Annotated in this window: 26 protein-coding genes, 2 tRNA genes and 1 pseudogene; 10 read left to right on the top strand and 19 right to left on the bottom strand. The window is 69.4% G+C overall.

Annotation, left to right across the window (positions count from 1 at the left end; all coding sequences use genetic code 11):
• Positions 1-11: 11 nt before the first annotated feature.
• From ACQP0P_RS05630 to ACQP0P_RS05650, 5 genes and pseudogenes are all read right to left on the bottom strand, one after another.
• On the bottom strand, positions 12-860 hold the full coding sequence (locus tag ACQP0P_RS05630) for a hypothetical protein (RefSeq protein ID WP_433371816.1): 849 nt from the start codon (positions 858-860) through the stop codon (positions 12-14).
• 68 nt (positions 861-928) lie between these two features.
• Positions 929-1,708 (bottom strand): GntR family transcriptional regulator, encoded by a 780-nt coding sequence (locus ACQP0P_RS05635; protein WP_433371818.1) that lies wholly within the window; start codon positions 1,706-1,708, stop codon positions 929-931.
• 194 nt (positions 1,709-1,902) lie between these two features.
• A complete protein-coding gene (locus tag ACQP0P_RS05640) occupies positions 1,903-2,658 on the bottom strand; it encodes a GntR family transcriptional regulator (protein ID WP_433371821.1) in 756 nt (251 codons plus the stop codon).
• A 114-nt stretch (positions 2,659-2,772) separates the two neighbouring features.
• Positions 2,773-2,895, bottom strand: coding sequence for a hypothetical protein (locus ACQP0P_RS05645; protein ID WP_433382547.1), 123 nt, complete (start codon positions 2,893-2,895; stop codon positions 2,773-2,775).
• A 120-nt stretch (positions 2,896-3,015) separates the two neighbouring features.
• Positions 3,016-3,210 (bottom strand): annotated as a pseudogene (locus ACQP0P_RS05650) (winged helix-turn-helix domain-containing protein); the annotation flags it as partial.
• A gap of 820 nt (positions 3,211-4,030) precedes the next feature.
• Between ACQP0P_RS05650 and ACQP0P_RS05655 the strand changes: the two are divergent.
• Together ACQP0P_RS05655 and ACQP0P_RS05660 are read left to right on the top strand one after the other, a co-directional pair.
• Entirely contained in the window at positions 4,031-4,267 is a 237-nt protein-coding gene (locus ACQP0P_RS05655) for a hypothetical protein (RefSeq protein WP_433371824.1), read from the top strand.
• Entirely contained in the window at positions 4,264-4,584 is a 321-nt protein-coding gene (locus tag ACQP0P_RS05660; protein WP_433371827.1) for a hypothetical protein, read from the top strand. Before ACQP0P_RS05655 ends, ACQP0P_RS05660 begins: the two co-directional genes overlap by 4 nt.
• Before the next feature lie 50 nt (positions 4,585-4,634).
• Here ACQP0P_RS05660 and ACQP0P_RS05665 read toward each other — a convergent pair whose 3' ends face one another.
• Positions 4,635-5,072, bottom strand: coding sequence for a hypothetical protein (locus ACQP0P_RS05665; protein WP_433371830.1), 438 nt, complete (start codon positions 5,070-5,072; stop codon positions 4,635-4,637).
• Between the two features lie 10 nt (positions 5,073-5,082).
• Positions 5,083-5,778 carry a DUF6745 domain-containing protein gene (locus tag ACQP0P_RS05670; protein WP_433371833.1) on the bottom strand — a complete coding sequence of 232 codons (696 nt, stop codon included), beginning with the start codon at positions 5,776-5,778 and terminating at the stop codon, positions 5,083-5,085.
• Between the two features lie 50 nt (positions 5,779-5,828).
• On the opposite strand from ACQP0P_RS05670, the gene ACQP0P_RS05675 reads away from it, so the two are divergent.
• Entirely contained in the window at positions 5,829-6,428 is a 600-nt protein-coding gene (locus tag ACQP0P_RS05675; RefSeq protein WP_433371836.1) for an RDD family protein, read from the top strand.
• Between the two features lie 50 nt (positions 6,429-6,478).
• On the opposite strand, the gene ACQP0P_RS05680 is transcribed toward ACQP0P_RS05675, so the two are convergent.
• From ACQP0P_RS05680 to ACQP0P_RS05730, 11 genes are all read right to left on the bottom strand, one after another.
• Positions 6,479-7,069: an HPP family protein gene (locus ACQP0P_RS05680; RefSeq protein ID WP_433371839.1), complete on the bottom strand. Its 591-nt coding sequence runs from the start codon at positions 7,067-7,069 to the stop codon at positions 6,479-6,481.
• Positions 7,066-7,800 carry a respiratory nitrate reductase subunit gamma gene (gene narI / locus ACQP0P_RS05685; protein WP_433371842.1) on the bottom strand — a complete coding sequence of 245 codons (735 nt, stop codon included), beginning with the start codon at positions 7,798-7,800 and terminating at the stop codon, positions 7,066-7,068. Before narI ends, ACQP0P_RS05680 begins: the two co-directional genes overlap by 4 nt.
• A gap of 75 nt (positions 7,801-7,875) precedes the next feature.
• Positions 7,876-8,592: a nitrate reductase molybdenum cofactor assembly chaperone gene (gene narJ / locus ACQP0P_RS05690; protein WP_433371845.1), complete on the bottom strand. Its 717-nt coding sequence runs from the start codon at positions 8,590-8,592 to the stop codon at positions 7,876-7,878.
• Positions 8,589-10,391 (bottom strand): nitrate reductase subunit beta, encoded by a 1,803-nt coding sequence (narH, locus tag ACQP0P_RS05695; RefSeq protein WP_433371848.1) that lies wholly within the window; start codon positions 10,389-10,391, stop codon positions 8,589-8,591. The genes narJ and narH overlap by 4 nt, the downstream gene beginning before the upstream one ends.
• Positions 10,391-14,089 carry a nitrate reductase subunit alpha gene (locus ACQP0P_RS05700; RefSeq protein ID WP_433381708.1) on the bottom strand — a complete coding sequence of 1,233 codons (3,699 nt, stop codon included), beginning with the start codon at positions 14,087-14,089 and terminating at the stop codon, positions 10,391-10,393. Before ACQP0P_RS05700 ends, narH begins: the two co-directional genes overlap by 1 nt.
• A 183-nt stretch (positions 14,090-14,272) precedes the next feature.
• Positions 14,273-14,530, bottom strand: a complete 258-nt coding sequence (locus ACQP0P_RS05705; RefSeq protein ID WP_433371851.1) for a hypothetical protein — start codon at positions 14,528-14,530, stop codon at positions 14,273-14,275.
• Between the two features lie 62 nt (positions 14,531-14,592).
• A complete protein-coding gene (locus ACQP0P_RS05710) occupies positions 14,593-15,006 on the bottom strand; it encodes a YchJ family protein (RefSeq protein ID WP_433371854.1) in 414 nt (137 codons plus the stop codon).
• Positions 15,007-15,020: 14 nt separating this feature from the next.
• Positions 15,021-16,241 (bottom strand): RNA polymerase sigma factor, encoded by a 1,221-nt coding sequence (locus ACQP0P_RS05715; protein WP_433371857.1) that lies wholly within the window; start codon positions 16,239-16,241, stop codon positions 15,021-15,023.
• Positions 16,242-16,283: 42 nt separating this feature from the next.
• Positions 16,284-16,682, bottom strand: coding sequence for a YciI family protein (locus tag ACQP0P_RS05720; protein ID WP_433381711.1), 399 nt, complete (start codon positions 16,680-16,682; stop codon positions 16,284-16,286).
• Positions 16,683-16,874: 192 nt separating this feature from the next.
• Complete coding sequence (locus ACQP0P_RS05725; protein WP_350918036.1) at positions 16,875-17,123, bottom strand: hypothetical protein; 249 nt, start codon at positions 17,121-17,123, stop codon at positions 16,875-16,877.
• 259 nt (positions 17,124-17,382) lie between these two features.
• Positions 17,383-17,697 carry a hypothetical protein gene (locus ACQP0P_RS05730; protein ID WP_433371860.1) on the bottom strand — a complete coding sequence of 105 codons (315 nt, stop codon included), beginning with the start codon at positions 17,695-17,697 and terminating at the stop codon, positions 17,383-17,385.
• A gap of 55 nt (positions 17,698-17,752) precedes the next feature.
• Here ACQP0P_RS05730 and ACQP0P_RS05735 point away from each other — a divergent pair, with 55 nt between their 5' ends.
• The gene (locus ACQP0P_RS05735; protein WP_433371863.1) at positions 17,753-21,073 is read left to right on the top strand and encodes a BTAD domain-containing putative transcriptional regulator; all 3,321 of its coding nucleotides are present in this window, start codon (positions 17,753-17,755) and stop codon (positions 21,071-21,073) included.
• Positions 21,074-21,198: 125 nt separating this feature from the next.
• Here ACQP0P_RS05735 and ACQP0P_RS05740 read toward each other — a convergent pair whose 3' ends face one another.
• Entirely contained in the window at positions 21,199-21,840 is a 642-nt protein-coding gene (locus ACQP0P_RS05740; protein WP_433371866.1) for a hemerythrin domain-containing protein, read from the bottom strand.
• Positions 21,841-22,176: 336 nt separating this feature from the next.
• Between ACQP0P_RS05740 and ACQP0P_RS05745 the strand changes: the two genes are divergently transcribed.
• From ACQP0P_RS05745 to ACQP0P_RS05770, 6 genes are all read left to right on the top strand, one after another.
• Positions 22,177-22,249, top strand: a tRNA-Thr gene (locus ACQP0P_RS05745).
• 201 nt (positions 22,250-22,450) lie between these two features.
• Positions 22,451-22,524 (top strand) — tRNA-Met (locus ACQP0P_RS05750).
• Positions 22,525-22,604: 80 nt separating this feature from the next.
• A complete protein-coding gene (rpmG, locus tag ACQP0P_RS05755; RefSeq protein ID WP_030921771.1) occupies positions 22,605-22,769 on the top strand; it encodes a 50S ribosomal protein L33 in 165 nt (54 codons plus the stop codon).
• A gap of 271 nt (positions 22,770-23,040) precedes the next feature.
• Entirely contained in the window at positions 23,041-23,487 is a 447-nt protein-coding gene (locus ACQP0P_RS05760; RefSeq protein ID WP_433371869.1) for a MaoC family dehydratase N-terminal domain-containing protein, read from the top strand.
• Between the two features lies 1 nt (position 23,488).
• The gene (locus ACQP0P_RS05765; RefSeq protein WP_433371872.1) at positions 23,489-23,917 is read left to right on the top strand and encodes a MaoC family dehydratase; all 429 of its coding nucleotides are present in this window, start codon (positions 23,489-23,491) and stop codon (positions 23,915-23,917) included.
• Positions 23,918-23,989: 72 nt separating this feature from the next.
• Entirely contained in the window at positions 23,990-25,267 is a 1,278-nt protein-coding gene (locus tag ACQP0P_RS05770; protein WP_433371875.1) for a hypothetical protein, read from the top strand.
• The last annotated feature ends 5 nt before the right edge of the window (positions 25,268-25,272 follow it).

Consider the following 25,272-nt stretch of genomic DNA (forward strand, 5'->3'; position numbering starts at 1 on the left):
GTAGTTCGGTTTTAGCGAGCGTCCTTTTCCGGCAGTACCGGCAGTCCGGTTCCGGAGTCGAGCAGGAGTCGGTTACCCAGGGGTTTGTCGAGCGTGACGGTGATCCGGGTGATAAGGAGCATCAGGTTGCAGAGTCCGTCGCTGGCTTCCTCGTCCACGTCGACCACCACCAGGTCTTCGGTCTCGTAGGCGCGGGCGCCGTGGATCTGGTCGCACGAGCCGTGACCGTACTGGAGAAGCAGGTCCCGGGGCTTCGCCGGGGTGAGGTCGAAGGCCATCACCTCCTCGTGCTCACCTTCTTTCCGGGCCGGGCGCGGGCTGATCCGCGATGGGTGGACCGCCACCCGGCTGAACCTTTCCTTGACGTCCTGCACCGTGAAGTGCCAGGCGGGCACCTGAATCGTCCCTCGGCTGGTGCGCAGCGGCACCTCGCCGAGCTCGGCGCCGGTGACCCGGAGCGGGGTGCAGCCGTCCGGTGGGCACTCCTCGTCGATGAAGTCGGCGGCCTTGCTCCGCTCCGCGTACGCCGTCGCCGCCGTGACCAGCGGAACCGTCAGGGTGGAGCCGTCCGGCCAGCTCATTCGCCTGCTGGGCGGAGTATCCGCGGGCAGATCGACGTCAAGGGACCACGCGCCGTTGTGCACGCTCAGGGGCACCCAGTCAGGAATCCGTTCGCGCGGCTGGATGTCGAGATCCTCCAGTGGGACGAAGCCTGTCCGCCATGCGCGGTCGTCCTCGGAGTCGTGCCAGCGCTCCGCCACCTCACGGGCGCGATCCTGGAACTCTCCCGGCGACATGCCGTTATAACCGCATGCGGCCAGCAGCAGCACCAACGAGAGGAACCAGATCGTTTTTCGCAAGACGGCTCCTGAGTCATGAAGAAGAGGAGCCACCGTAGCAGCGAGGGGCTGGTTGGTGATCGCCCATCTCAGTCGGGGATGGCGAAGGTGTAGGACCAGACGAACCGGCTTGCCGCGTGTACGCCTCGGGCGTATTCGACGACCTGGCCGTCGGCCGTACGGGTGACGCGACGCAGCTCGACGACGGGTTCGCCGGGCGGGAGATCGAGGAGCAGGGTCTCCTCGGTGGTCGGCATCCGAGCGCAGAGGTCTTCGGTGATCTCGTGAGGGGAGAGCCCCCTGTCGGCCAGGACCCGGAACCAGCCGCCCTGCCCGGACATTCCCGGTGAGGGATCGACCAGGGGTGTTCCTTCGACGTCGGCGGGGCGGTAGTACGAGGTCATCGTGTGGGTGGGGTTGCCTTCGCGGGGCACGACGCGGGCCCGCTCGTACACCGGTGACCCGCTCTCGACGCCGAGCGCGGTGGCGACGAGGTCGTCGGCGGGGACCAGGGATACCTCCTGAGTCTGGTGCCCCTGCTGCTGAGTGGCGTCGCTCTCCGGGGCCTCGGTGGCGAATGCCCGGACAGTGGTCTGTTCCCAGTGGTGTCGCGCGTACCGCTCCGGGCCAAGCCGCCGGATCGGGTGCGACTCGCGTACGTAGGCGCCCGACCCGTGTCGGGTGGTCACCAGCCCATCCGTCTTGAGCAGGATCAACGCCTTGCCCGCCGTGGTGCGGGACACCTCGTAGCGCTCGGCGAGATCTCGGACCGAGGGCAGTTTTCCGCCCGGTGGCAGGTGTCCTGACGCGATGTCAGCCCGCAGATCGGCCGCTATACGCCGCGCGGGCGAATCCGAATCTATGTGCACGCACGTTATCGTACCCAAAGTGTCGTACGACACTCTATGGCAGGCCGGACCGATGGTGAAATATCAGATAAGCCACTGATCAGGAAGACTCTCTGGCCTGTGATCGCCCTTGGTGTTCTGGTTCTTGAAGAGGGGTCCCGTTCGGGACCCGAGATGTCCTGACTTCCCATCGGTGAAAGGCGTCGTTGCCAGTGCTACTGGTCGGGCTCTGTGTCGTGGCCTCGAAGGAGTTCGTAGCCGATCTCCCAGCGTTCGCCGGACATTCGGCAGTCGTTGACTTCCAGTACCTGTCCATCAGCGGATCTCGTGGTCCGTATGAGGCGTAGTAGCGGGACACCCGGTGCGAGCTTCAAGGAAGTCGCTTCGGTCTCGGAGGGCGCTGATGCGACAACGACCTCCGACCATTGCAAGGGACCATGACCTGCCTCTTCGAGACGGTCGTAGATGCCGCCCGGCCCGGTGTCGGCCTCGGCGAGAACGGTGCCACGGGCCAGGTCGGCCGGTAGGTAGCTGGTAGCGAGTTGGATGGGATCACCTGTCCGAGGGTCACCCATTAGCCGGTCTCGAACCAGCACTTCCGCCCCCGGCTCCACACCCAGGGCGTACGCGATGTCTTGGGGAGCCGGCTCCCAACGCACTACCGGAGGACGTAAGGCGGCCCAGGGGCGCGCAGCCGGATCAAAGTAGTAGCCACGTTCGTCGCGGTAGACCATTCGGGCGCGGGTTATCCGATTTCGCTCATATCGTTCTCTGACCTTTGTGCCGCCTCTGCGGACCGGTGTCAGTAACCCTTCAGTGGTTAGCTGAGCAACGGCCCTGCGCACGGTTGAACGGCTGACGCCGTGAAGTGCTTCCAATTCCTCCTCTTTTGGAATGGTGTCTCCCGGCCTGTATGCACCCTTTGCGATCGCTTCGCGGAGCGAAGCGGCAACAGCATGCCATCGCGCCATGTAAATTCCCCCTTCAATTACATCAGTATCTATTGACGCGGCCCTGGCGGTCGGTCGACACTGAATAGGTAGTTATCTATTGGCTTGGAGGCGGGCCGGGATGACAGTGCTCACTCACAGAACCTCGATCTCGGTCGTGTGGCCCGCGAAGATCCGGCAGTCTCCGTCCACATCCACGATGAGTACGGGAATTCCCTCACCCAGGTGTAGTCGCCTGCGCTCCTCCGGGGTGGGCATGCGGGTTCGAATTCGAGCCGGGCCATGGAGAGGTACCGGGACAGGTTCGACTTGATCCCGAATGTATGACCCATCTCGACTTACGGTACGGATGAGACCTTCACCGCGTAATTGAGCCAGCGCATCGCGCAAGGCATCTTTGCCGACGCCGTACTCATGAGCGAGGCGTGCTTCAGGCGGGAGCTTATGCCCGGGTGCAAGGCTCCCGTTCTCAATGCGCTGACGCAGGTCATCGGCGATCTGGTGATACGCGGGAACATACGAGTCCGGATCGATGCGCACGGAAACATCGCAGCAGGCCACTTGGCCACCCACCCTATTAGCTAACAAGCCAACAGGATAGCGCCTATGAAGTACCTTTTCGACCGATTTTGCGGCGCTATTACGTCCTATGCGTAGGTCCGCTCAACGCTCGCGGCGAGTGGGCAGGCCATTGATCAGGAAGGTTCTCTGGCCCGTGACCAACCATGCTGCTCCGGTCCTTGAACGGCCGGTGAAGAGCGGCTGCGGGTGCTTTGCCGATGCTCCGCCGATGCCGATGGGGTGCGCCGTCTGTGGCCATCCGCCCTATGACCATGGCTGCGATGACACCGCGCCTGATCATGAGTACGCGCAGCCGTCCGGTGCGTTGATGGCCGTCCGCTTGGAGGCTCGCCGCATCGGAGACCTGTCCCTGCCCTGCTTCGAGTCGTCCGTCCCCACGGCCCCGACCGAGGTGCTCACGGCGGTGCCCGGTGAGCAGCCCTTGGTTGGAACGGGGGCATCGGTGCCCGTTCAGCTCTCCGGTGATCAGGTCTTCGCCGAGATGATCCCATCGGTGCCCACCCAACACCGTCCCGAGCAGGTCCAGGCCGCAGAACCCGTCGTACCGGCGCCGTTCCGGCGGGTGCGTTGTCGCCATCGCCCGGCGCTTCCACCCGGGTCCGCGCCCATCCGACCGTCCCGGCGTCGGCTTACGGCCCGCCCTGGGCGAACGGCCACCTGCGCTTTGCCGCGGGCCGTGCTTACCCGATCTCCGTACCGGCCGCCCGGCCCGTACGGCGTACCCCTCCATGTCCTGCACCGCCCCATGAAGCGGGCCCGTCCACCGCTGGAAACGACCGGACGGGCCCTTGATCGGATGGAGGTCCAATCAGTGGACGATGTTAGAGCCAGCACTCCCGAACCGGCTATCCCCGGCTGGCGGCTGATTCTCAGTGATGCCGGGCGGCTGTGGGCGAGCCGGGAGGAGCCCTTCCCCCTGGCCGCCTTCCACGCCGGGGCCGAACGGACCGTCGATGCCGACAGCCTTGACGCGCTGCGGGCTGAAACCGACCGGCAGGAGAGCATCGCGCGGGAGGCCGTCGAGCAGGGCGGGCAGGTGATCTCATGATCCGGCGGCGGCCCGCCCGTCCTCGCGGGCGGCACCGTGACGGCCTGGCCGCCGTTCCCGTGCCGCACTACACCTGGGATCACGAGGCCCGCGCGGAGGCCGCGATGCTGGAGATCACCTGGCCGGGGTGGGCCGTGCTGTACGGCACCGGCAGTCGTCTCTTCCACGCCATCGCGACCTGGCCCACTCCCGAACCGTTGCTTCTGTGTGACCGCACCGTCGAGGGGTTGAAGGCGCAGATGCGCGAGGCGGAGATGACCGCGCTGCTCCACCGCTGGGCGCTCACCTCCACCGCGGCCGGTATCGGCCGCTGCTGAGCAGGCACGGCGCCCCAGGCCTGGGGCGCCGTGCCTTCGACCTGCGTGACTCAGTCCGCGACGAGGCGGGCCCGCTGTCCCTCGTGTTCGCGTTGCCGCCGGATGACGTAGCTGCCCGGCGGGCAGCCGGTGGCGCCGTGCTCGGGGTGGAGCAGATAGGCGACGGCCGAGGTCTCGAAGACGCCGATCGCCAGTTGGTCGGAGTCCAGTACGTGGGTCGTCCACCGGCAGGTGCCCGGGTCGGCGACGAGGGTGTGCGGGTTGCCCCCGGCCGCGCCGCGGAGCAGTTCGACCCCCTCGGCGGGCACGTCCGTCCAGCGGGAGCCGGGCCAGACCTGCACGGAGGAGGCGATGACGGGGAGCGGGATGACGATGAGGTCGCCCTGGGCCTGGAGCCCGTGGACGACGGGGATGCTCGCCGACCGCTCAAGGTGGTCGAGCACGGCGAGTCCGGTCTGCCGGGAGAGTGAAGCGAGAGTCACGGTCATAAAGGTCACCTCAGGTTCGGCGGAGAAGAAGGGAGTACTGCTCGGCGGAGAGCCCGTAGGTCCAGCCGGCGGCGGCGATCGGATCGTCGAGGAAACCCGGCACGGTCAGCCCGTACCGGCGGCGGCGTCCGTCGCGTTCGACGGACCCGTTGACCGCGAGGAGCACCCTGGTCTCCCTGCGCATGTCGTAGAGCCGTAGTTCCGAACCGGGATTGCCGGGGTCCGGTGCGGAGGCGACCAGCCGCAGCCCGGCCTGGTCGATGTAGGACGCCCAGCCGATGCGCTCGATCGCGCACCGCCTGACCTCGACGTTGGCCTCCCGCGCGATCCGCTGGACGCTCGGATCGGTGATCACCCAGGAGGGCACCCGTGTCCCGTGCCAGGCGTGCACGTCCCACCCGTCGGCGTACCGCACCGCGGGGCCGTCCGCGCTGTGCAGCCGTACCTCGCCGTCGTCGCCGCACACCTCCGTGCGCATGGTGACGGGGCGCTCGGAGATGACGCACGCACCTTCACGAGGCCACCACCAGCCACCTGACCGGGCCACCGTCGCCCACAGGTCGAGCCGACGGTTCTGCTCGGGGGTGAAGGGCACGCCGGCCGCCCGGCGGAGAGCGTCGTAGTGGGCGATCCAGGAGACGCACTGTGGGTCGTACCAGGTGTTCCGTAAGCGGTGTCGCGAGTCGTGCGCCGCCAGCAGTGGCATGCGGAGTGAACCGTCGGTGGACCGGTGGGTCGTGCGGCACACTGATCGGCATGACAACCACCCCCCATGCTCCGACAACGTGGACTCTCGCCGCGAGACGTCACCGTCTGGTGGCCGCGATCATAGACGGTTTGATTTTTGCCGCAGTGGTATTACCGGTCCGCGCGCTGTTCGCCACTGATTACGAGGTGTCCGACGAATCGGCTCTCGTTGGTTATCTCAACCCCTATGCGGGAAACTCTTACTGGCCGATCGACGTCTCGGTCACGGTCCTTCTCGCGGTCTACTTCTGGCTGCAGCACGCGCTGTGGGGGCAGACGCTCGGCAAGCGGCTCTGGCGTCTGAAGGTGGTGTCCGGGGTGACCGGAGAGACGCCCGGCTTCCGTCAGGCGGGAATGCGGGTTCTCGTCTACCCCGTCCTGACCTTGGTGCCCTACCTCGGAGTGCTGATCAGCCTGGTCGATCCGCTGTGTGCGTTCTTCGGTTCGAAGCGCCGATGCCTGCATGACGTGATCGCTGAGACCGTCGTGGTCGACCTCGGCAGCCCCGCCCGGGAGAAGTCCGGAGGATCCGGATCCCTGTTCGGCCTGGGCGTCGTCCTCATTTTTCTCGCCGCCCTCGTGGTCGTCTCCGCGCTGGTGTGGATGTAGCCCACCGCGGCGAATACGGGCCTGATCCGCGCGTAGGTCGCGGGAACGGGTTATGTGGAGCCCCTGCCGTCGCCGGTCGGTGGGCGGCTCCACAGCGGGTAGGGGATGCCCGCCATCCGGTTGATGACGAATCCCTGGATGACGATGACCAGCACCGCGAGCATCATGATGCCCAGCTGAGGGGGTGTCCGGAGCAGGCCCAGCGCGACGATCAGGGTGGTGGCGCCGGCCGGCGGGTGCGCGGCGTTGAACACCGGCATCAGCCCGCAGGTCAGGCCGAGCGCGATGGCGGAGGCCAGAATCCGGTTGGGACCGATGCTCTCCAGGTCGGGCGGGGTGTTCAGCAGCCCGGTGACCGCCAGCGCGAACCAGCCGGCCAGTACGCCGATCAGGTGCCCGATCAGGGTGTTGTGCGGCGAGGCCGAGGCGTTGCGCGGCGTGTAGAAGAGCAGGAACGCGGTGGGACCCAGGGAAGGGAAGACGAACGGAGCGCTGGTGGTGTAGGCGATCATCGCCATGAGTCCCAGCGAGATGAAGCTGTTGAGACCGCTGTACACGGCGCGCACCGCCCGCTCCGGGTAACGCCGCAGCAGATCGTCCAGCTGGAGCGCGGCGATCCCGTGCCGGGGCCGGTCGTTCATATGTCGCTACGCTCCCAGCCCCGCCGGGGCGCGGCGGTGCCGAGGACCTGGGGGTCACGGGCGCGATAGACGATGTAGGGCCGGAACAGGTACTGCACCGGGGCGGTGAACGCGTGCACCAGCCGGGTGAACGGCAGGATCGCGAACAGCAGCAGCCCGGACACCGCGTGGATGCGGTACTCCACCGGTGTGCCGGCCATGAGCGAGACCTCCGGCTGGAAGACGAACAGGCTGCGCACCCAGGGGGCGATGTCCGTCCGGTAGTTGTAGCCGAGCCCGGAGGCGTTGATCAGCGTGGTGGACAGCCCGAGACCCAGCGCGCCGACCAGGAAGACGTACATCACCTTGTCGTTGAGGGTGGTGGCGAGGAAGACCGGCCCGGTGGTGCGGCGCCGCCAGATCAGCAGCACGAGGCCGCCGAAGGTGAGCACCCCGGCGACCACGCCCAGCCAGAGCGCCATCGTGTGGTAGTCGTTCTCGTCGAAGCCGATGGCGTCCGTCCAGCTCTGCGGGACGAACAGGCCGAGCAGGTGTCCCGCCAGCACGCACAGCAGCCCGATGTGGAAGATCGGGCTGCCGAACCGCAGCAGCCGCGACTCGTACAGCTCCGATGAGCGCGTGGTCCATCCGAACTTGTCGTAGCGGTACCGCCAGATGAGGCCGGTGATGAGCAGGGCGACGACCGCGTAGGGCAGCGCCCCCCACAGGAAGACATCAGCGGGCGAGGGCATCACGGACCTCCGGGACTCTGCTGTCCGACGGCGTTCTCCAGTGCGCCTGCCGGTTCCGGGCCGAGGTGTACGAGGTCATCCGATGCCTCCGAGATCGCCGGTGGGACTTTCGACGGGACTGCCGGCCGGGTTCGGGACGGGGGTCGGCGGGAGGAGACCGGTGGTGTGCAGTCCGACCAGTTCCGGGCCGATGTTCAGCGGGAGTTTCCCCAGGGCGCGGGCCTCCTCGCGGGTGCGCGGGGAGGGGCCGGGCAGCGTGCCGGACACCGCCTCCAGCAGCGCCGCGTACGGTGTACCGGCCTCGATGAGAGCGAACCGCAGCAGCTCCAGGGCGGCCCGGTGCTCCAGCAGCAGCGCGGTGCCGTCCTCGGGCTCCAGCGCCGCGTACTCCAGGACGACCGGCAGATAGTCCGGGAGCTCGGCGGCCTCCGGAGGGATCATCCCGCGGGCTTGGTAGCGGGCCTTGAGCGCGGCCAGTGAGAACCCCCGGCGGCGGGTGTCCCCGTCGCTCCACCACGTCAGGTGGAGCGAACGGCGGTTGCGGGTGTCGAAGGTCGCCACATAGTGCCTCTCGGCCCGCAACGGTTCCTCGGCCGCCAGATGGTCGACGAACCCGGTGACGGCGGCCACCGCCGGATGCGCGCCGCTCTCGGCGAGCGCGGCCCGGATCAGCGGCAGCCGGTCGAAGAGGTCCCGGTCGGGATAGTCCAGGCACAGTCCGGCGGCCCGGCGCACCACGGCCCGGTCGTTCGCGGACGCCCTTCGTTTCCAGGAGATCCAGCGCGGTCTCACGGGTTCGGCCCTTTCTGGAAAGGCCGTCGAGTGCTCTCGCCTTCCTGGGGAGGTCGCCCGGTGATCTCGCCGGGGCCGGCATCCGGTCCGGCGCCCCTGGCCGTCTCACCGTCCGGTGAGCCGGTCGGGCCGTTGCCCGTCCCGGGAGGGAACATCCCCTCGGGCAGGCCACGGCCGTCCCAGTTGAGCAGGTTGACCCGGCCACGCAGGCCGGAGGTGTCCGAGGAGCGGTCGGCCGTGCTGCGGTCGCGCAGGATGTGGAAGGTCTCCACGGAGAGCGGCAACGGACGTCCGGACGCCTCGCCGAACGGTCCCGAGCCGGTGCCGCCGCCCATCCCGGGACCGCCCTCGTAGTTCAGGCTGCACCCGGTCAGCGCCGACTCCTCCAGGGCCCGGACGTCCCCGGCGACGGCGGTCGGGATGACGTAACGGTCCTCGTACTTCGACAGGGCCAGCAGCCGGTACATGTCGTCCAGTTGCTCGACGGTGAAGCCGACCGACTCGGCGATCGCCGGGTCGGCGGCGTCACCGAGGTTGAGCCGCCGCCGGTGGGCGCGCATCGCGGCCAGCCGCCGCAGCGACAGCTCGACGGGGGCCGGATCGCCCGCCGTGAACAGTTCGGCGAGATAGGAGACCGGGATGCGCAGCTTCTCGATGGCGCCGAACAGGTTCTCGTGGTCCTCCCCGTCGTGCCCGGCGGCGGTGATCGCCTCCACCACGGGGGAGAGCGGCGGCACGTACCAGACCATCGGCAGCGTGCGGTACTCCGGATGCAGGGGCAGTGCCACCCCGTATGTGGCGATCAGATCGTAGACGGGAGAGCGGCGGGCCGCCTCCATCCATTCGTGCGGGATGCCCGCCCGCTCGGCCTCTACGCCGACCCGCGGGTCGTGGGGATCGAGGAAGACGCCGAGCTGTGCCGGGTAGAGATCCTGCTCGCGCGGGGTGGCGGCGGCCTGTGGCACCCGGTCGGCGTCGTAGAGGAGCACGCCGATGTTCCGCAGCCGCCCCACGCAGGTCTCCGAGCAGACGGTGGGCAGCCCGACCTCGATCCGCGGGAAGCAGAAGGTGCACTTCTCGGCCTTGCCGGTCTTGTGGTTGAAGTACATCTTCTTGTACGGGCAGCCGGTCACGCACATCCGCCACCCCCGGCAGCGGTCCTGGTCGACCAGCACGATCCCGTCCTCCACCCGCTTGTACAGCGCGCCGGACGGGCAGGACGCCACGCAGGACGGGTTGAGGCAGTGCTCGCAGATCCGCGGCAGGTAGAACATGAACGTCTGCTCGAACTCCAGCCTGACCTTCTCCTGGATCCGGTTGAGGACGACGTCGTCCTCGCCGTACTGCGGCATGCCGCCCAGACTGTCGTCCCAGTTCGCCGACCAGGCGATGGTGTTCATCGGCTTGCCGCTGAGCAGTGACCGGGGCGCGGCCACCGGGAAGTCGTCGCCGGCCGGAGCCTCGGCGACCGACTGGTAGTCGTACGTCCACGGCTCGTAGTAGTCGCGGATGTTGGGCAGCAGCGGGTTGGCGAAGATGCTCGCCAGCCGTCGCATCCGGCCTCCGGCCCGGGGAACCAGCCGGCCCCGCCGGGTCAGCTTCCAGCCACCGCGCCACCGCTCCTGGTCCTCGTAACGGCGCGGATAGCCCTGCCCGGGACGGGTCTCCACGTTGTTGAACCACACGTACTCGACCCCGGGCCTGCTGGTCCAGGTCTGCTTGCAGGTGACCGAGCAGGTGTGGCAGCCGATGCACTTGTCGAGGTTCATCACCATGGCGATCTGCGACATCACCCGCATCAGTACTCGACCTCCTGCGCGCGCCGCCGGAGCACGGTGATCTCGTCCCGCTGGGTGCCGACCGGGCCGAGGTAGTTGGGAAAGAAGGTCAGCTGCCCGTAACCGCCGATGAGGTGAGTGGGTTTGAGCAGTACCCGGGTCAGCGAGTTGTGGATGCCGCCGCGCCGCCCGGTGGCCTCGCTCTTGGGCACCGCGATGACCCGGTCCTGGGCGTGGTGCATGTAGACGGTCCCGGCCGGCATCCGGTGCGAGACGACGGCCCGGGCGACCACGACGCCGTTGCGGTTGACCGCCTCGATCCAGTCGTTGTCGAGGACCCCGATGGCCTCGGCGTCCTGCGGGCTGATCCAGATCACCTGACCACCCCGGGAGAGCGAGAGCATGATCAGGTTGTCCTGGTACTCCGAGTGGATGGACCACTTGTTGTGCGGGGTGAGATACCGGACCGTCACCTCCCGGGCTCCGTTCTCACCGAGGGCGGGTTCGCCGAACAGCCGGTGCATGTTCAACGGCGGCCGGTAGATCGGCAGGTTCTCGCCGAGCTCCCGTATCCAGTCGTGGTCGAGATAGAAGTGCTGGCGCCCGGTGAGGGTGTGCCAGGGTTTGGCGTGCTCGACGTTGATGGTGAAAGGGCTGTAGTGGCGGTCGCCGCTCTCGTCACCGGCCCACTCGGGGCTGGTGAGGGTGCGCTGCGGTTGTGCCTGGGTGTCGGCGAACCGGATGCGCCGATCCGCGTCCGCACTGCCCAGCCCGGCCAGGCCGGCTCCGGAGCCGACCCGCCGGTCCAGGGTGTGGAAGCCCTGGTCGGCCAGGCGCCCGTTGGTGGAGGCCGAGAGCGCGAGTATCGCCTCGCACGCCTTCTCCCCGGTGTCGATCAGTGGCCGTCCGTCGGCCGGGCCGCCGCGCGCGGTTCCGTTCGCGGCGGCCAGTTCGGCGAGTTCGGAGCCCACCTGGTAGACGACGCCCTTGCAGGGCAGCCCCTTGGAGCCGGCGAGCGGGCCGAGCGTGCGCATCTGGTCGGCGATCGCCGTGTAGTCCCGCTCGACGATGGTCAGGGCCGGCATCGTCCTGCCCGGCACCGGCGTCGAGGCGTCGGCCCGCCAGTCCTGGGCTGCGCCCAGCGGGTCGCCGATGTCGCCGGGCGTGTCGTGGTTGAACGGGGTGGCCACCAGGTCGTACCGGGTTCCCAGGTACCGGACGGCCATCTCGGAGAAGGCCTTGGCGATGTCGTTGAAGGTCTCGAAGTCGGTGCGCGCCTGCCAGGCCGGTTCCACGGCGGGGTTGAACGAGTGCACGAACGGATGCATGTCGGTGGCGTTCAGGTCGTGCTTCTCGTACCAGGTCGCGGCGGGCAGGGTGATGTCCGCCAGCAGCGTCGTGGAGGTCATCCGGAAGTCCAGGGAGAGCAGCAGATCGAGCTTCCCCTCGGGGGCCGGGTCGCGCCATCGCACGTCCCGTGGCCGGACGTCCTCGGACGCCTCGGTGGCCCGCAGGTTGCTGTGCGTGCCGAGCAGGTGGCGCTGGAAGTACTCGGCGCCCTTGCCGGAAGCGCCCAGCAGGTTGGCCCGCCAGGTGACGAGGATGCGTGGCCAGTTGTCCGGATGGTCGGGGTCGTCGATGGCGAAGCCGAGCCGGCCGGCGGCCAGCTCGGCGGCGATGTGCTCGTTCGGGTCCCGGCCGGACGCGCGCGCCTCGTCGGCCAGGTCCAGCGGGTTGCGATCGAAGGTGGGATAGGTGGGCATCCAGCCGAGCCGGGAGGACTGGGCCAGGACGTCCACCGCGGCCATTCCGGCGAAGCGGTTCGCCCCGAGCGGCGAGGCCAGGGCGTCGGCACGGAAGCGGTCGTAGCGCCACTGGTCGGTGTGCAGGAAGAAGAACCCGGTGCCGATCATCTGCCGGCTGGGCCGCTGCCAGTCGGCGGCGGTGGCCAGCGTGGTCCAGCCGGTGAGCGGGCGGCACTTCTCCTGGCCGACGTAGTGTGCCCAGCCGCCGCCGTTGCGTCCCACGCAGCCGGTGAGCAGCAGCAGGGTGATGAAGTTACGGTAGGTGGTCTCCGAATGGAACCAGTGGTTGGTGCCCGCACCCATGATGATCATGCAGCGGCCCCTGGTGCGCTCGGCGGTCCGGGCGAACTCCCGGGCGATCCGGGTGGCGGCGGCGGCCGGCACCGAGGTGATCGTCTCCTGCCACGCCGGGGTGCCGGGTGCCGCCGCGTCGTCGTAGCCGGTCGGCCAGTCGCCGGGAAGCCCGTCCCGGCCCACTCCGTAGCGGGCCAGCAGCAGGTCGAAGACGGTGGTGACCAGCGGTCCGCCGGGTGTCACCCGCCTGGCAGGCACGCCGCGCCGCAGCACCGCGCCCGAGCCGTCGGCGGTGTCGAACCGGGGCAGCAGCACCTCGGTGCCGGTGGCCTCCGCGTCGCCGTACAGGGTGAGCCGGGGGATCACGTCGCCGAGGTTCAGGTTCCACCGCCCCGCCTGCTGTGACCAGCGGTCGGCGACCGTGCCGTTCGGGACGACCGGGGCACCGGTGACGTCGTCCAGCAGTACGGTGCGCCAGATGGCGTGCTCGGCCGTGGCGTACCGCGCGCCGAGGTCGGTGGCGCGCAGGAACCGCCCCGGGATATAGGCGCCGTCCCGCTCCTCCAGCGTCACCAGGAACGGCAGATCGGTGAAGCGGCGGACGTAGTCGACGAAGTACGGCACCTGCCGCTCGACGAACCACTCCCGCAGGAGCACGTGCCCCATCGCGGCGGCCAGCGCGCCGTCGGTGCCCGGATGGGGATGGAGCCAGTCGTCGGCGAACTTGGTGTTGTCGGCGAAGTCGGGGGAGACCACCACCACCTTCTGGCCGTTGTAGCGGGCCTCGGCCATCCAGTGCGCGTCCGGCGTCCGGGTGACCGGAACGTTGGAACCCCACATGATCAGGTAGGCCGCGTCCCACCAGTCGCCGGACACGGGCACGTCGGTCTGGTCGCCGAACACCTGCGGGGAGGCCACCGGCAGGTCGGCGTACCAGTCGTAGAACGACAGCGCCTGACCGCCGATCAGCGCCAGGAACCGGGTGCCGACCGCGTGGGAGAGGACCGACTGGCCCGGGATGGGAGTGAACCCGGCGATCCGGTCCGGGCCGTATCTCTTGATGGTGTACACGTGGGCGGCGGCGATCATCTCCAGTGCCTCGGACCAGGTGACGCGCACCAGCCCGCCCTTGCCGCGCGCCTGTTGGTAGCGTCGCCGCCGCTCCGGGTCGCCCACGACGTCCGCCCAGGCCAGCAACGGGTCCCCGAGCCGCTCCTTGGCCTGGCGGTACATCTCCACGAGCACCCCGCGCGCGTACGGGTACCGCACCCGGGTCGGCGAGTAGGTGTACCAGGAGAACGCCGCCCCTCGCGGGCACCCTCGCGGCTCGTACTCGGGCCGGTCGGGGCCGGCCGTCGGGTAGTCGACCTCCTGCGTCTCCCAGGTGATGATCCCGTTCTTGACGTACACCCGCCAGCTGCACGATCCGGTGCAGTTCACCCCGTGGGTGGAGCGCACGATCTTGTCGTGTGACCACCGGTCCCGGTAAAAGGTGTCCGAGTTCCTGCCACCCCGGTAGGAGACGTCTCGAAAGTCGTGGGAGTAGGTGCCCCGGCTGAAGAACCGCCCCACCCGCAGCAGCGCCTCCGCGGCCCCCTCCGTCGTGGGTTTCCCAGCCATTCGCTCGTCGACCATGCTGTGTATTTACCGACGGCCGCGCCGGGTAACCAGTCGAGCCCGCAAACTATGAGTATTTATGTTCTTGCCGTTGGTGACTGTTTTATCTGAAGTAAGTGGATGAAAAGAGGTAATTCCCCTCCGGGGGGACGCCGAGGCCCTTGCCGGTTGGGACAGCCGGGTTTCTTATGATTTCGATGTCGGTGAAAGTCGCGCGGAGGTATGGGCTCGCGCGGAGGTGCGGGCGAGGCGGCGAAGTCCTCGGAAAGCGAGGCGGACAAGCCCAAAGAAGAACGCCAGTTGGCACAGCAGGCCGGATACGGTCATGGCCTCACCGAGCGACTCCCGGTGGCTCTCGTATGCCCACTGGCCGAGCATGGTCGCGGCGAGGGCGCCCAGCACGTACCCGAGCATCGCCAGTGCCTCGTTGTATCCCGATCGCATGAAGCGATCATACGGATTGATGGCGATTTTTCCGGATAAATCGCCCTCTTAAAGATGTCTTTTTATTTACTGATATTGCCGTCGAGGTAGACCCAGGCGTAGTCGTGGCGTACGAAACGGCTGTTCTCCCGGAGTTCGCCCGGACGGCCGCGTTCGGTGTAGTGGGCGCGGAACTCGACGGTGCCCGCGGTGGAGAACGGGCCGCCCTCGGTGCCGCCGAGGATGTCCAGGCACACCCAGCGCAGCCCGGGGTCGAAGTCGATGCCGGGCGGCCTGGTCGTGGGGTGCCAGCTGCGGAGCAGGTACGCCTCGTCGTGAACGGCGAACGCGCTGAAGCGGGAGCGCATCAACTGCTCGGCGGTGCTCGCCCTGGTCTCCCCACGGTGCAGCCGGCCGCAGCAGTCGTCGTAGGCCGAGGGCAGCCCGCAGGGGCAGGTCGCCGGAGTGGCACGGACCGGTCGCGGGCGTGGGGACATGGCCTCATTATGGCTCAGGCCCGCAGGTCCGGGTGGTCCGCGGCGCTGAGCCGGGCGGCGCGGGTGGTGAGGTAGTCGCGCTCCGGGGCGCTCGTCGTGCGGCTCGCCGCCGCGCGGTAGTCGTCGACGGCCGCCCGCAGGTCACCGGCCATCTCCAGCAGGTGGGCCCGGGCGGCGTGGAAGCGGTGGTGTCCCGACAGGCGGTCTTCGAGTTCGCCGAGCATCTCCAGGCCGGTCGCGGGGCCGTGCGCCATGGCGGCGGCGACGGTGCGGTTGAGCGAGACCATCGGGTTGTCGGACATGCGTTCCAGCAGGCCGTACAGGGCCAGGATCTGTGGCCAGTCGGTCTCCCCGGCCGTCGGCGCCTCGTCGTGGACCGCGGCTATCGCCGCCTGGAGCTGGTAGGGGCCGACCGCACCCCTGGCCAGGGTGTCGGTGATGAGCGCGATCCCCTCGGCGACCGCCTCGCCGTCCCACAGGCTCCGGTCCTGCTCCGCCAGCGGAATCGGGGCGCCGTCCGCGCCGGTCCGCGCGGGGCGCCGGGCATCGGTGAGCAGCATCAGCGCGAGCAGCCCGGCCACCTCGCGGTCGTCGGGGAGCAGGTCGTGAGCCGTCCTGGTCAGCCTGATCGCCTCGCGGGACAGCTCCACGCGCTGCAGGTCGGGGCCGGCGCTGCTGGCGTAGCCCTCGTTGAAGACGAGGTACAGCACGTGCAGCACCGAGCCGAGTCGCCGCGCCCGTTCCTTGGGAGCGGGCATGCCGAAGGGGATGCCGGAGGCCTTGATGCGCTGCTTGGCCCGGCTGATCCGCTGCGCCATGGTCGCCTCGGGTACCAGGAAGGCCCTGGCGATCTCGGCGGTGGTCAGGCCGCCCACGGACCGCAGGGTGAGGGCGATCGCCGAGGCCGGGGTCAGCGCGGGGTGACAGCAGAGGAACAGCGTGGTCAGCGTGTCGTCCCGGTCCCTCGCGCGCGTGTCGTCCGCCGGCGGGGCGGTACGCAGCTCGGCGGGCGCCTGCGTGGCCACCAGCTCCTCCCGGCGGCGGCGGGCCTGCTCGTTGCGCACCTGCTCGGTCATCCGGCGGTACGCGACCTGGATGAGCCATCCTCGCGGGTTGGCGGGTACGCCCTCCGCCGGCCACTGGGCGATGGCGTCGAGCAGCGCCTCCTGGACCGCGTCCTCAGCGGCGGCGAAGTCTCCGAAGCGGCGGGTGAGCACGCCGACGACCTGCGGCACCAGCTGGCGCAGCAGGTCGTCGATGGCCGGGCTGTCCAGCGGTCACAGCTCCTCGGGTGGGGCTGCCGACATCACCTCGCGCACCTCGATCGGCATGTTCAGCGGCTTGCCGCCGGGCCCGGGCGCGGCCGAGATGTAGGCGGCGAGATCGACGGCGCGCTCGGGGCTGTCGCAGTCGATGATCCAGTAGCCGATCAGGAACTCCTTCGTCTCGGGGAAGGGGCCGTCCGTGACGACGGCGGCGCCGCCCGCGCCGCCCCGGACGATCCTGGCCTGGTCCGGGGCCGCCAGCCCCTGCGCGTCCACGAACTCCCCGGTCTCGGTGAACTTCCTGTTCGTGTCGTGCATGAACTCGATGTGGGCCCTGACGTCCTCGACGGGCCAGGTGTGCATCGGCGGGACCTCGTCCGTCATCTGCCCGCTGAACTGCATCAACATCATGTACTTCACGTCTTCGCTCCTCACGTTCGAGCGCCGTCCTCGGCGCTCTCACCCACAGGTAGAAGCAGAGCCGGCCGTTCTCGACATTCTGCCGGACATCCGTGCGGAAAAATCTGCCGGAGTTCACGCGGCACACCCCGGCGAGCCGCTACGGGGTGGGTGTCCAGCGCCGGAGGTGGGGAGCGGGCGGGACTACAGGCCCATCTCGCGGGTCAGCAACCGATGTGCCTGCTCGATGTCGGCGTGGGTGTAGCCGGGGACGCTCCGGTCGAGCTGCTGGAGGAGGTCCATCAGGGCCTGCTTCTGTGCCAGGTGCTGGACGGGGATCTGGTCAAGGTCCACGTTGATGAGCCAGTCGAACAGCACCACCGCGTCGGCGGTCCACAGGCTCAGCGCGGTCATGTCCGAGGCTGCCATTCTCAGGCCGGGCGTTCCGCTCATGCGAGCAACCTACCCCCATGCCTATATGCGAAATAACCCGCTTTGTCATCTCAATGTGTCGGACTTACGGCGGGGCCGGAACTACTACCGAGTAGTGATCGAAAACATTCGAAAATCAATAGAAAGAGATGCTATATGCGCTTTTTGGCCGTTAGCTTCATGTGTAGCCAGCAAATGTCCGGATTCGAGCTTGCCCGACAGCTCCGGCCACCCCGAGGGCCCTGCCCGGTCGGCGGGAGGAGCCCTCCAGGGGAAGATCTCATCGCCCGCTGAGCGCGGCCCACAGGGTTTCGAACTCCTCAGAGGTCAAGGAGTTCAGGCCGAAGTCGCCGGGATAGATCGGGCCCTCGGCCAGGAAGCCGTGCTCGTCCTCGATATGGTTCCACGAGTACGTGCGGGCCACGCCGTCCGAGCCCAGCTCGGCGTGGCGCACGGGCCAGTACTCCCCGCCGCTGTCGATGACGGTCTCGAACAGCCATACGTGGCCGTCGTCGTCCACCCCGTGCCAGTACAGGTGTGGCCGGTCGCTCTCGTCGAGCGCCCGGATCGTTTCCTTACGACGGTCTTGCAGCATTCTGCTCCCAATGTTCACCAAAAGCAGTCCGAGGGCGCTTATCCTGCCCTTTGCTATGTTGCGAGTTCTTGGTCCGCTTCAGGCGGAGATCAACGGTCATCCGGTCGACCTCGGCACCTCCCGGCAGCGGGCCGTGGTGGCCAGGCTCGTCGCGGCGGGTGGGCACGTGGTCTCCACCGATCGTTTCATCGATGACCTGTGGCGCGGGCAACCCCCTCCCAAGGCGCTGGCCGCCCTCCAGGTCTACGTGTCCAACCTGCGACGGGTGCTCGAACCCGGACGGCTGCCGCGCACGCCCGCCACGGTGCTGGTCAGTGCCGCACCCGGTTACCGTCTCCGGCTGGAGCCCGAACGGGTGGACGCCTGGCTGTTCCCCCGCCTGGTCGACACCGCAGGGGCCGCGCTCGCCGCGGGAGACGGGGCGCGGGCCCTGGAGGCGGTGGACCGGGCACTCGCGCTCTGGCAGGGGCCCGCCTACGCGGAGTTCGCCGACGACGAATGGGCGGAGCCCGAGGCCGTACGGCTGGACGAGTTGCGGCTGGTCGCGGTGGAGCACCGGGCGGAGGCGCTGCTGGTGCTCGGCCGCAACGCCGAGATCGAGCTTGAGCAGCACGTCCGAGCCCATCCGCTCAGGGAGAACGCCGTCCGGCTGCTCGCCCTGGCCTACTACCGGGCCGGTCGGCAGGCCGATGCCCTGGCCACGATCAGGAAGGCCCGCGAGACCCTCGCCGACGAGCTGGGGGTGGACCCCGGTCCCGCGCTGCGCGCGCTGGAGGGCGACATCCTCACCCACGCCGACTCACTGAACCGCCCGGCCACGCCCGCCTCCGGTGCCGATGGGGCCGCCGTGGAGGAGCCGGGGCAGGACAGGCCTGAGCGAGACCTGGACACGCCGGACCTCGCCACCGTCCCCGTACCCGACCTCGTGGGCCGTACCGGGGAGATGGCGACGCTGCAGGCGGTCGCCGACCGGGGCGGGCTGCGCACGGTCTGGCTGGGCGGAGATCCCGGAGCGGGCAAGAGCGCGCTGGCCGCGGCCTTCGTCAGGCGGCAGGCGGCACGTGGCTGGCTGACCGCGACCGGGCAGTGCCCGGAGACCGAGGGCGGGGCGCCGCCCGCCTGGGCGTGGAGCGAGGTGCTGCGCGCCCTGGCCGCGGACCGGCCGCCCCAGGACGACCTGGCCGCCCGGCTGGCGCCGCTGCTGGACGACGACGCCCTACCGGCGGGCCCGTTCCTACTGGCCCGGGCGGTGGGCGACTACCTGTCCTGGATCGTCGGGCAGGGCGCCCGGCTGCTGGTGGTCATGGAGGACGTGCACCGCGCCGACAGCGAGACGCTCCAGCTCCTGCGCCACCTCGCCACGGGCGTCGCCGAGGCCGACATCATGATCGTCGCGACCTACCGGCCCACCGAGGCCGTCGACCACCTGGGGGCGACCTGGGCAGCCCTGGCCGGGCGCGACACCCACCGGCTCGACCTGCACGGGCTCGGCGACGAGGACGTGGCGCTGCTGCTGCGTGACCGCTCGGGCCGGGAGGTGGACGCGGCGACCGTGCGGACCGTGGCCGAGCGCACCGGCGGCAACCCGCTGTTCGTCTGCGAGACCGCGCGGCTGATCACCACGGACGGCACCTCGGCCGCCCGCGCGCTGCCGCCGGGCGTGCGCGACCTGATCAGGCGCAGGATCGCCAGGCTGCCCGCGGTGGCACAGAGAACCCTGCGGGACGCGGCCATCATCGGGCGGGACGTCGACGTCGACGTGCTGCTCGCCCTGGACGGCTCCGACGAGGACACCGTGCTCGAAGGGCTGGAGGCGGGCGTGCTGACCGGGCTGCTGACCGAGCCCGCGCCGGGCCGGGTGCGCTTCGCCCACGTGCTCGTCAGGGAGACGCTGTACGAGGACACGCCGGGACTGCGCCGCATGCGCCTGCACGGCAGGGTCGTCGGCGCACTGGAACGGGTCAGGCCGGGAGAGATCACCGCGCTGGGTCACCACGCGCTCGCCGCGGCCGCCCCGGCCTCGGCGGGGCGGGCGGTCTGCTACGCCAGGGCGGCGGCCGAGCAGGCGCGCGGCATGCACTCCTACCGGGAGGCCGGGACGTTCTACCGGGGGGCGCTGGACCTCGCCGACGACGACGCGCTCCGGTTCGACCTGCTCTGCTCGCTGGTGCAGGTCCAGGCGCACGAGGGCAACGTGCTGGCCGCCAGGGAGAACCGGGAGCGGGCCATCGCCCTCGCGCGGCGGCTGGGCGGCGGCCTGAACCGGGCGCTGACCGCCTACGACGCCCCGGTGACCTGGTCGATCCAGCCCAACAGGCAGGTGGACCAGCCGCTCGTCGACGCGCTGGTGCAGGCGCTGGACGGCGCCGACGACGAGACCCGCTGCCGGCTGCTGGCCACGCTCGTCTTCGAGCTGGAGGGGCACGACGACGAGCGCTGCCTGGCCTACAGCGCCGAGGCGGTCGTGATCGCCCGGCGGCTGGGCCGCAGCGACCTCGTCCGCCTGGCCCTGAACGCCCGCTACTTCGTGCTGCTGACCCCGGACCGCCGTGACGAGCTGGAGGTGCTGGGCCAGGAGCTGGTCAGGCTGGGCGACCGCGACGGGCTGCCCGGGTACGCCATGCAGGGGCACCACGCCCTGTTCATGGTCAGCCTGGGCCGCTGCGACCTGGCCGCGGCCAGGCGGCACGCGGACCGCGCTCTGGAGCACTCCACCACCGGCCAGCTCGGACTGGCGCTGAGCGTGCTGTCCATGCTCGACACGCTGGTCATGCTGATCAAGGGCGACTTCGAGGGCGCGGAACGGTCCTACCTGGCGATCGGTGAGCGGATGGTGGCCGCGGGCGGGGCCGTCGCCGGCATCATCGGCGCCATGGGCCGGTTCGTGGCCCGGCTGGCGGGCGGCCTGCCGCACGACATGACGGAGCTGCTGACGCTGTACTCCTTCGTTCCCGAGGGGCTGGCGGACATCGTCGTCCGGGCGCTGGTCGCCGAGGGCAGGGTGGACGAGGCGCGCTTCTACTGGAAGCCCGACCAGGAGCCCAACCGGGACTACTACTGGCTCCTCTGGCAGGGACTGCGTGGGGAGAGCGCGATCGCGCTGGGCGACCTGGCGGTGGCCGAAGGCTGCTACCGGACGCTGCTGCCCTGGGACGGCGAGCTGGCCGGGATGCACTCCGGGTCGATCACGCTGGGGCCGGTCGCCCTGATCCTGGGCGACCTGGCGGCCTTCCTCGGACACGACGCGAGTGCCCACTACCAGCAGGCGGTGCGGGTCGCCGAGCGGATCGGCTCGCCACACTGGGCGCGCAGGGCGGCGGAGGCACTCGCGGGGAGTGGGGGGCAGAGTCCGGCGGGAGGCTCGAACCGGGCGTAGGCGGCCCGCTCGGGGCGGGAGCGGGCACACCGGGCCCAGCGCCGGATCACCCACGGATCCGTGGGCATGATCCGGCTCATGGCGCGCGGCAGGCGCTCCGGGACGGCATGGGAGTGCGGCCCGGATCAGAGGTCGGCGAGCGGGCCGAAGACGAGCCGCTGACGGCGCCGGTGGCCACGCCGGAACAGGGAGAGCATCAGCGTCAGCATGGGACCGGCGAGCTTGCGCAGCCGGGCCAGCTCGTCGGGCCTGGCGTACTGCTCGATCCTCGGCAGGTCGATCTTGACGTTCCCGCCCTTGCGGACCGCCGTCTCGACCATCTCCCAGTCGGCGACGGACACGTACTTCTTGATGATCGGGAAGAGCAGCCGCTCCTCTTCGGTGATGTGCTCGTCGAGCATGTCGGCCAGCCGGGTGAGGGACTTGGCGAGTGCGGAGGCGTCGCCGGTCGAGGCGAACGCGGCGGCCTGGCCGTTGATCTCGGCCAGCAGCGGGTCGAGGTCGGCGTGGTCGTCACTGAGGTCGCGCAGGTCCAGCTCGACTCCGGCGGACCGTTCGAGGACGGGCCAGAGCACCTCGTCCTCCATCGTGTGGTGATGGTGGATGCCCTGGCTCAGGATCGTGATGAATTCGGCGATGGCGCGGGCACGCGCCGGATCGGTCACCTGCCGTCCCTCGGTCAGCTGGGTCATGAGGTCGGCGAGGCGGCGGGTGTCGGCGCGCATGGCGCGGTGGGTGATCTGGAATCCCAGCAGTTCCGGGTTCATCTCGGGGGCTCCTTAGGCGGTGCGGGCGCTTACCCCACCACGGTGCGGCAACCCTCTTATGAGCTACTTGGCGGCTACTTGGTAGTGCGATCGGCTCCGACGCGGCGGACGCGGCGAGGACGCGCCTCCGCTGTCGCCCGGTGCCCGTCGTGGTGCCCGTCGTGGTGCCCGTCGTGGTGGCCGCCGGGGGCTCCCGGATCCGGGGCGCCGGCGGCGGTTTGGGGGGATCCTCGGGGGAGGAGGTGTGGTGATCCGGACGGTCCTCGATTGATTTCGCATCCCGCTCCGGAGCCGTGTATGGTTACACCTGTCCGCAAGCGAGAGCGACACGGACAGGCCCCTTTAGCTCAGTCGGCAGAGCGTCTCCATGGTAAGGAGAAGGTCTACGGTTCGATTCCGTAAAGGGGCTCAACAGCCTAAAAGCCCTAACCTTCGGGTTGGGGCTTTCGGCTTGGTTGGCCTTTAAGTCGGCCAGAAAACACTCAAGGTTCCCGACGCACGAACGGGCATACTGGGGTAACCCAGAAGAGGTCGCCCTGACCTGCACAAGTACGCAGGCACTCTGCGGGTCGGGTATCCTTGCGAGGTCGGTCGATTTCATCGGCCTCAAGGCGGAGTAGCTCAGTCAGGCAGAGCAAACGGCTCATAATCGTTGTGTCGCCGGTTCAAGTCCGGCCTCCGCTACTACCCACCGGGGTCCTCTCCTCTAAGAGGGGCTCTGTCGTGGGTTGTCCACTGTCCCGAACGTAGAAAGGCACTCCCAAGTGGCTGCCACCGACGTTAGGCCGAAGATCACGCTGGCCTGCCAGGAGTGCAAGCACCGCAACTACATCACGCGGAAGAACCGGCGCAACGACCCGGATCGGCTTGAGCTGAAGAAGTACTGCCCGAACTGCAAGACGCACCAGGCGCACCGCGAGACTCGCTAGTCCGCGAAGCCTCCCGCTCCGGTGGGAGATGAGTGTCTGGATGGGCACGCACATACTCCACGAAAACCGGCGTCCTCAGGCGGGCGCCGGTTTGTCGTATCCGCACAGCTTTTCCGGTCGGCTGTTGACCGTGGCGGACAGGCGGGGCCGTGGTGGCTTCGGGCTACGGTTTCCTGGTGGCCCCGAGGGCACACCCTGGAATCTTGTTCTGTTACTGTCGGCCTGACTCACCGGTCCGGCCTCGCCGGCTCGGTATCCGCAAAGGAGCACGATGGCCTTGAACCGTGACTTCGTCGGGCGGGCGTCCGCGCCCTCCTCGCCGTACGAGGTCAGCCGCGTGAAGATCAAAGAGTTCGCCGCCGCGATCGGCGACGACAACCCGATCTACCGGGACCGGGAGGCCGCCCAGGCGGCCGGGCACCCCGACGTGATCGCCCCGCCGACCTTCCCCATCGTGTTCGGCCTGGCCGGGGGGTCGATTCTGACCGACCCCGAGCTCGGCCTGAACTTCGCCATGGTGGTCCACGGCGAGCAGCGTTTCGAGTACCGGCGGCCGATCCACGCCGGGGACGAACTGGTCAGCGTCTCCACCGTGACCGACATCCGAAGCGCCGGCCGCAACGGGATGATCACCGTCAGGAGCGAGGTCAGCACCGTCGACGGCGAGCCCGTGTGCACGACCTACAGCACCATCGTCGAGCGTGGAGGGGCGGGCTGAGATGGCCGCGACTGTCAAGTACGACGAGGTCGAGACGGGTCAGGAGATCCCGCCCGTCGAATACCCGGTGCGCCGCGCCGGCCTGGTGATGTACGCCGGGGCGTCCGGCGACTTCAACCCCATCCACTGGAACGAGCGCTTCGCCAAGACCGTCGGGCTGCCGGACGTCATCGCCCACGGCATGTTCACCATGGCCCAGGGCGGACGGTTCGTCACCGACTGGGCGGGCGACCCGGGCGCGATCGTCGACTACGGGGTGCGGTTCTCCTCCATGGTCGTCGTCCCGGACGACGACCATGGTGCCGTGATCACGGTGAGCGGGCTCATCGAGGAGAAGCTTGAGGACAAGCGCGTGGTGGTCGTCCTGACCGCCAAGTCCAACGACTCCCGGGTCCTGTCCAAGGCCCGCGCGGTGGTCCAGCTGTCCTAGGTCCTGTCGGGCGGCGGCATGCTCGCGGGCCGGGGCCGAATCTTCTCCCGGCCCGTGGGTAGCGTCCCCAGCATGAGCGAAGTATCACCTGACGTGACCGACCTGGCCGAGCGGTGGGCCAGGGCGCGAGCCGAGCACGACCATGTCATGGCCGACGCGCTCCGTGACGAGATCAGGGCCGAGGGCTGGCTCGTCCAGGACACCGCGGTCGGCTTCGAGCTCATCCCCGTCCCCCCCTTCGAGGTGTGGCCCACGCTCCGTTCCCTGCCCGAGGACGCCTCGGCTGCCGGGAGGCGCGAGGGTTCCTCAGAGGCCGGGCGGGGCGGTTCCGGTGCGCGGCCGGGCACCTCCGCGGACACCGGCACCGAGGGCGCGGCCCAGGGGCGGGACGGATCCGCCGATGCCGGACAGGTCGCCGAGGCCGCGGATCCGGGGCGTCACCCCGGGCGGCTCGGAGCCCTGGACGCGGAGCGGGTCGCCGCGACCGAGGCGGCACCCCGGCCGAGGCCCGAGGGCTCCGAGTTGGTCGGCCGGTCGGACGATCTCCACGGTCATCCCGAGTGGATGGTCTCCTCCCAGTTGCTCTGGGACGCCAGCCTGTCGGTCTCCCGGCTCGACGAGACCATCGTCGCCCCCGCCGAGGTCGAGGAGCCGAGGGCCGCGCACTCGACGGTGACCGTCGCGCTGCTGGTCGACGGCCGGCCGGAAGAGCTGCGCGAGTGCGTACGCGCCCTGGTCGCCCGTACGGAGGCCAGGATCCTCGCCCTCGACCTGGGGAACCTGGACGGAGCCGGAGCCGTCCTGCAGGAGTTGGTGCGGGAGTTCCCCCATCGGGTGGAGGCATGGCATGTGGCCGAGCTCCCGCACTGGAGGGACGGTTCCGCCGGGTGGGGGGAGAGCCGTGACAAGCTACTCCGCCTCGACACCTCTGACGTGCACGTCGTCATGGACACCTCGATGATCCTGGCGGGCGACGCCATCACCCCGCTGGTCAAGGCGCTGGACGACGACGTCACCGCGGCGGGCTGGAAGGGGGTGAACCCTCGCGAGGACGGCCAGGAGTGGCTGGAGGCCGAGCCGGGCGAGGTCCGGGCACTGCTCGGCCACCTGATCGCGGTCAGGCGCGACACGGTGCTCGCCGCGGGCGGCTTCCCCACCGAGGCCCGTTACTACCGCAACGCCGACCTGGAGTTCTCGCTCGGGCTCCCCGGCATCCTGGTCGGCCTGGGCAAGGACCTCCCGGTTCATCAGGAGCGGCACCGCGGTCAGGACGACGTCGACCCCGAATATCGCGACAGGGAGTCGCGGCGGACCTACGACCGGGTGCTGAGGCTGCTGCGCTCCCCGTAGGCTGG

Origin of the sequence: Streptosporangium sp. CA-115845, from assembly GCF_050943795.1 — a bacterium.
GTDB lineage: Bacteria > Actinomycetota > Actinomycetes > Streptosporangiales > Streptosporangiaceae > Streptosporangium.

Excerpts from the sequence above, each read along its gene's own strand:
- ACQP0P_RS05765 (WP_433371872.1), top strand. The coding sequence starts at position 23,489 with ATGGCCGCGACTGTCAAGTACGACGAGGTCGAGACGGGTCAGGAGATC.
- ACQP0P_RS05640 (WP_433371821.1), bottom strand. The coding sequence starts at position 2,658 with ATGGCGCGATGGCATGCTGTTGCCGCTTCGCTCCGCGAAGCGATCGCA.
- ACQP0P_RS05680 (WP_433371839.1), bottom strand. The coding sequence starts at position 7,069 with ATGAACGACCGGCCCCGGCACGGGATCGCCGCGCTCCAGCTGGACGAT.
- ACQP0P_RS05670 (WP_433371833.1), bottom strand. The coding sequence starts at position 5,778 with ATGCCACTGCTGGCGGCGCACGACTCGCGACACCGCTTACGGAACACC.
- narI (WP_433371842.1), bottom strand. The coding sequence starts at position 7,800 with ATGCCCTCGCCCGCTGATGTCTTCCTGTGGGGGGCGCTGCCCTACGCG.
- ACQP0P_RS05730 (WP_433371860.1), bottom strand. The coding sequence starts at position 17,697 with ATGCTGCAAGACCGTCGTAAGGAAACGATCCGGGCGCTCGACGAGAGC.
- ACQP0P_RS05675 (WP_433371836.1), top strand. The coding sequence starts at position 5,829 with ATGACAACCACCCCCCATGCTCCGACAACGTGGACTCTCGCCGCGAGA.
- ACQP0P_RS05720 (WP_433381711.1), bottom strand. The coding sequence starts at position 16,682 with ATGATGTTGATGCAGTTCAGCGGGCAGATGACGGACGAGGTCCCGCCG.
- ACQP0P_RS05660 (WP_433371827.1), top strand. The coding sequence starts at position 4,264 with ATGATCCGGCGGCGGCCCGCCCGTCCTCGCGGGCGGCACCGTGACGGC.
- ACQP0P_RS05710 (WP_433371854.1), bottom strand. The coding sequence starts at position 15,006 with ATGTCCCCACGCCCGCGACCGGTCCGTGCCACTCCGGCGACCTGCCCC.
- ACQP0P_RS05645 (WP_433382547.1), bottom strand. The coding sequence starts at position 2,895 with ATGCCCACCCCGGAGGAGCGCAGGCGACTACACCTGGGTGAGGGAATT.
- ACQP0P_RS05740 (WP_433371866.1), bottom strand. The coding sequence starts at position 21,840 with ATGAACCCGGAACTGCTGGGATTCCAGATCACCCACCGCGCCATGCGC.
- ACQP0P_RS05770 (WP_433371875.1), top strand. The coding sequence starts at position 23,990 with ATGAGCGAAGTATCACCTGACGTGACCGACCTGGCCGAGCGGTGGGCC.
- narH (WP_433371848.1), bottom strand. The coding sequence starts at position 10,391 with ATGCGGGTGATGTCGCAGATCGCCATGGTGATGAACCTCGACAAGTGC.
- ACQP0P_RS05700 (WP_433381708.1), bottom strand. The coding sequence starts at position 14,089 with ATGGCTGGGAAACCCACGACGGAGGGGGCCGCGGAGGCGCTGCTGCGG.
- ACQP0P_RS05665 (WP_433371830.1), bottom strand. The coding sequence starts at position 5,072 with ATGACCGTGACTCTCGCTTCACTCTCCCGGCAGACCGGACTCGCCGTG.
- ACQP0P_RS05725 (WP_350918036.1), bottom strand. The coding sequence starts at position 17,123 with ATGAGCGGAACGCCCGGCCTGAGAATGGCAGCCTCGGACATGACCGCG.
- ACQP0P_RS05705 (WP_433371851.1), bottom strand. The coding sequence starts at position 14,530 with ATGCGATCGGGATACAACGAGGCACTGGCGATGCTCGGGTACGTGCTG.
- ACQP0P_RS05760 (WP_433371869.1), top strand. The coding sequence starts at position 23,041 with ATGGCCTTGAACCGTGACTTCGTCGGGCGGGCGTCCGCGCCCTCCTCG.
- ACQP0P_RS05735 (WP_433371863.1), top strand. The coding sequence starts at position 17,753 with ATGTTGCGAGTTCTTGGTCCGCTTCAGGCGGAGATCAACGGTCATCCG.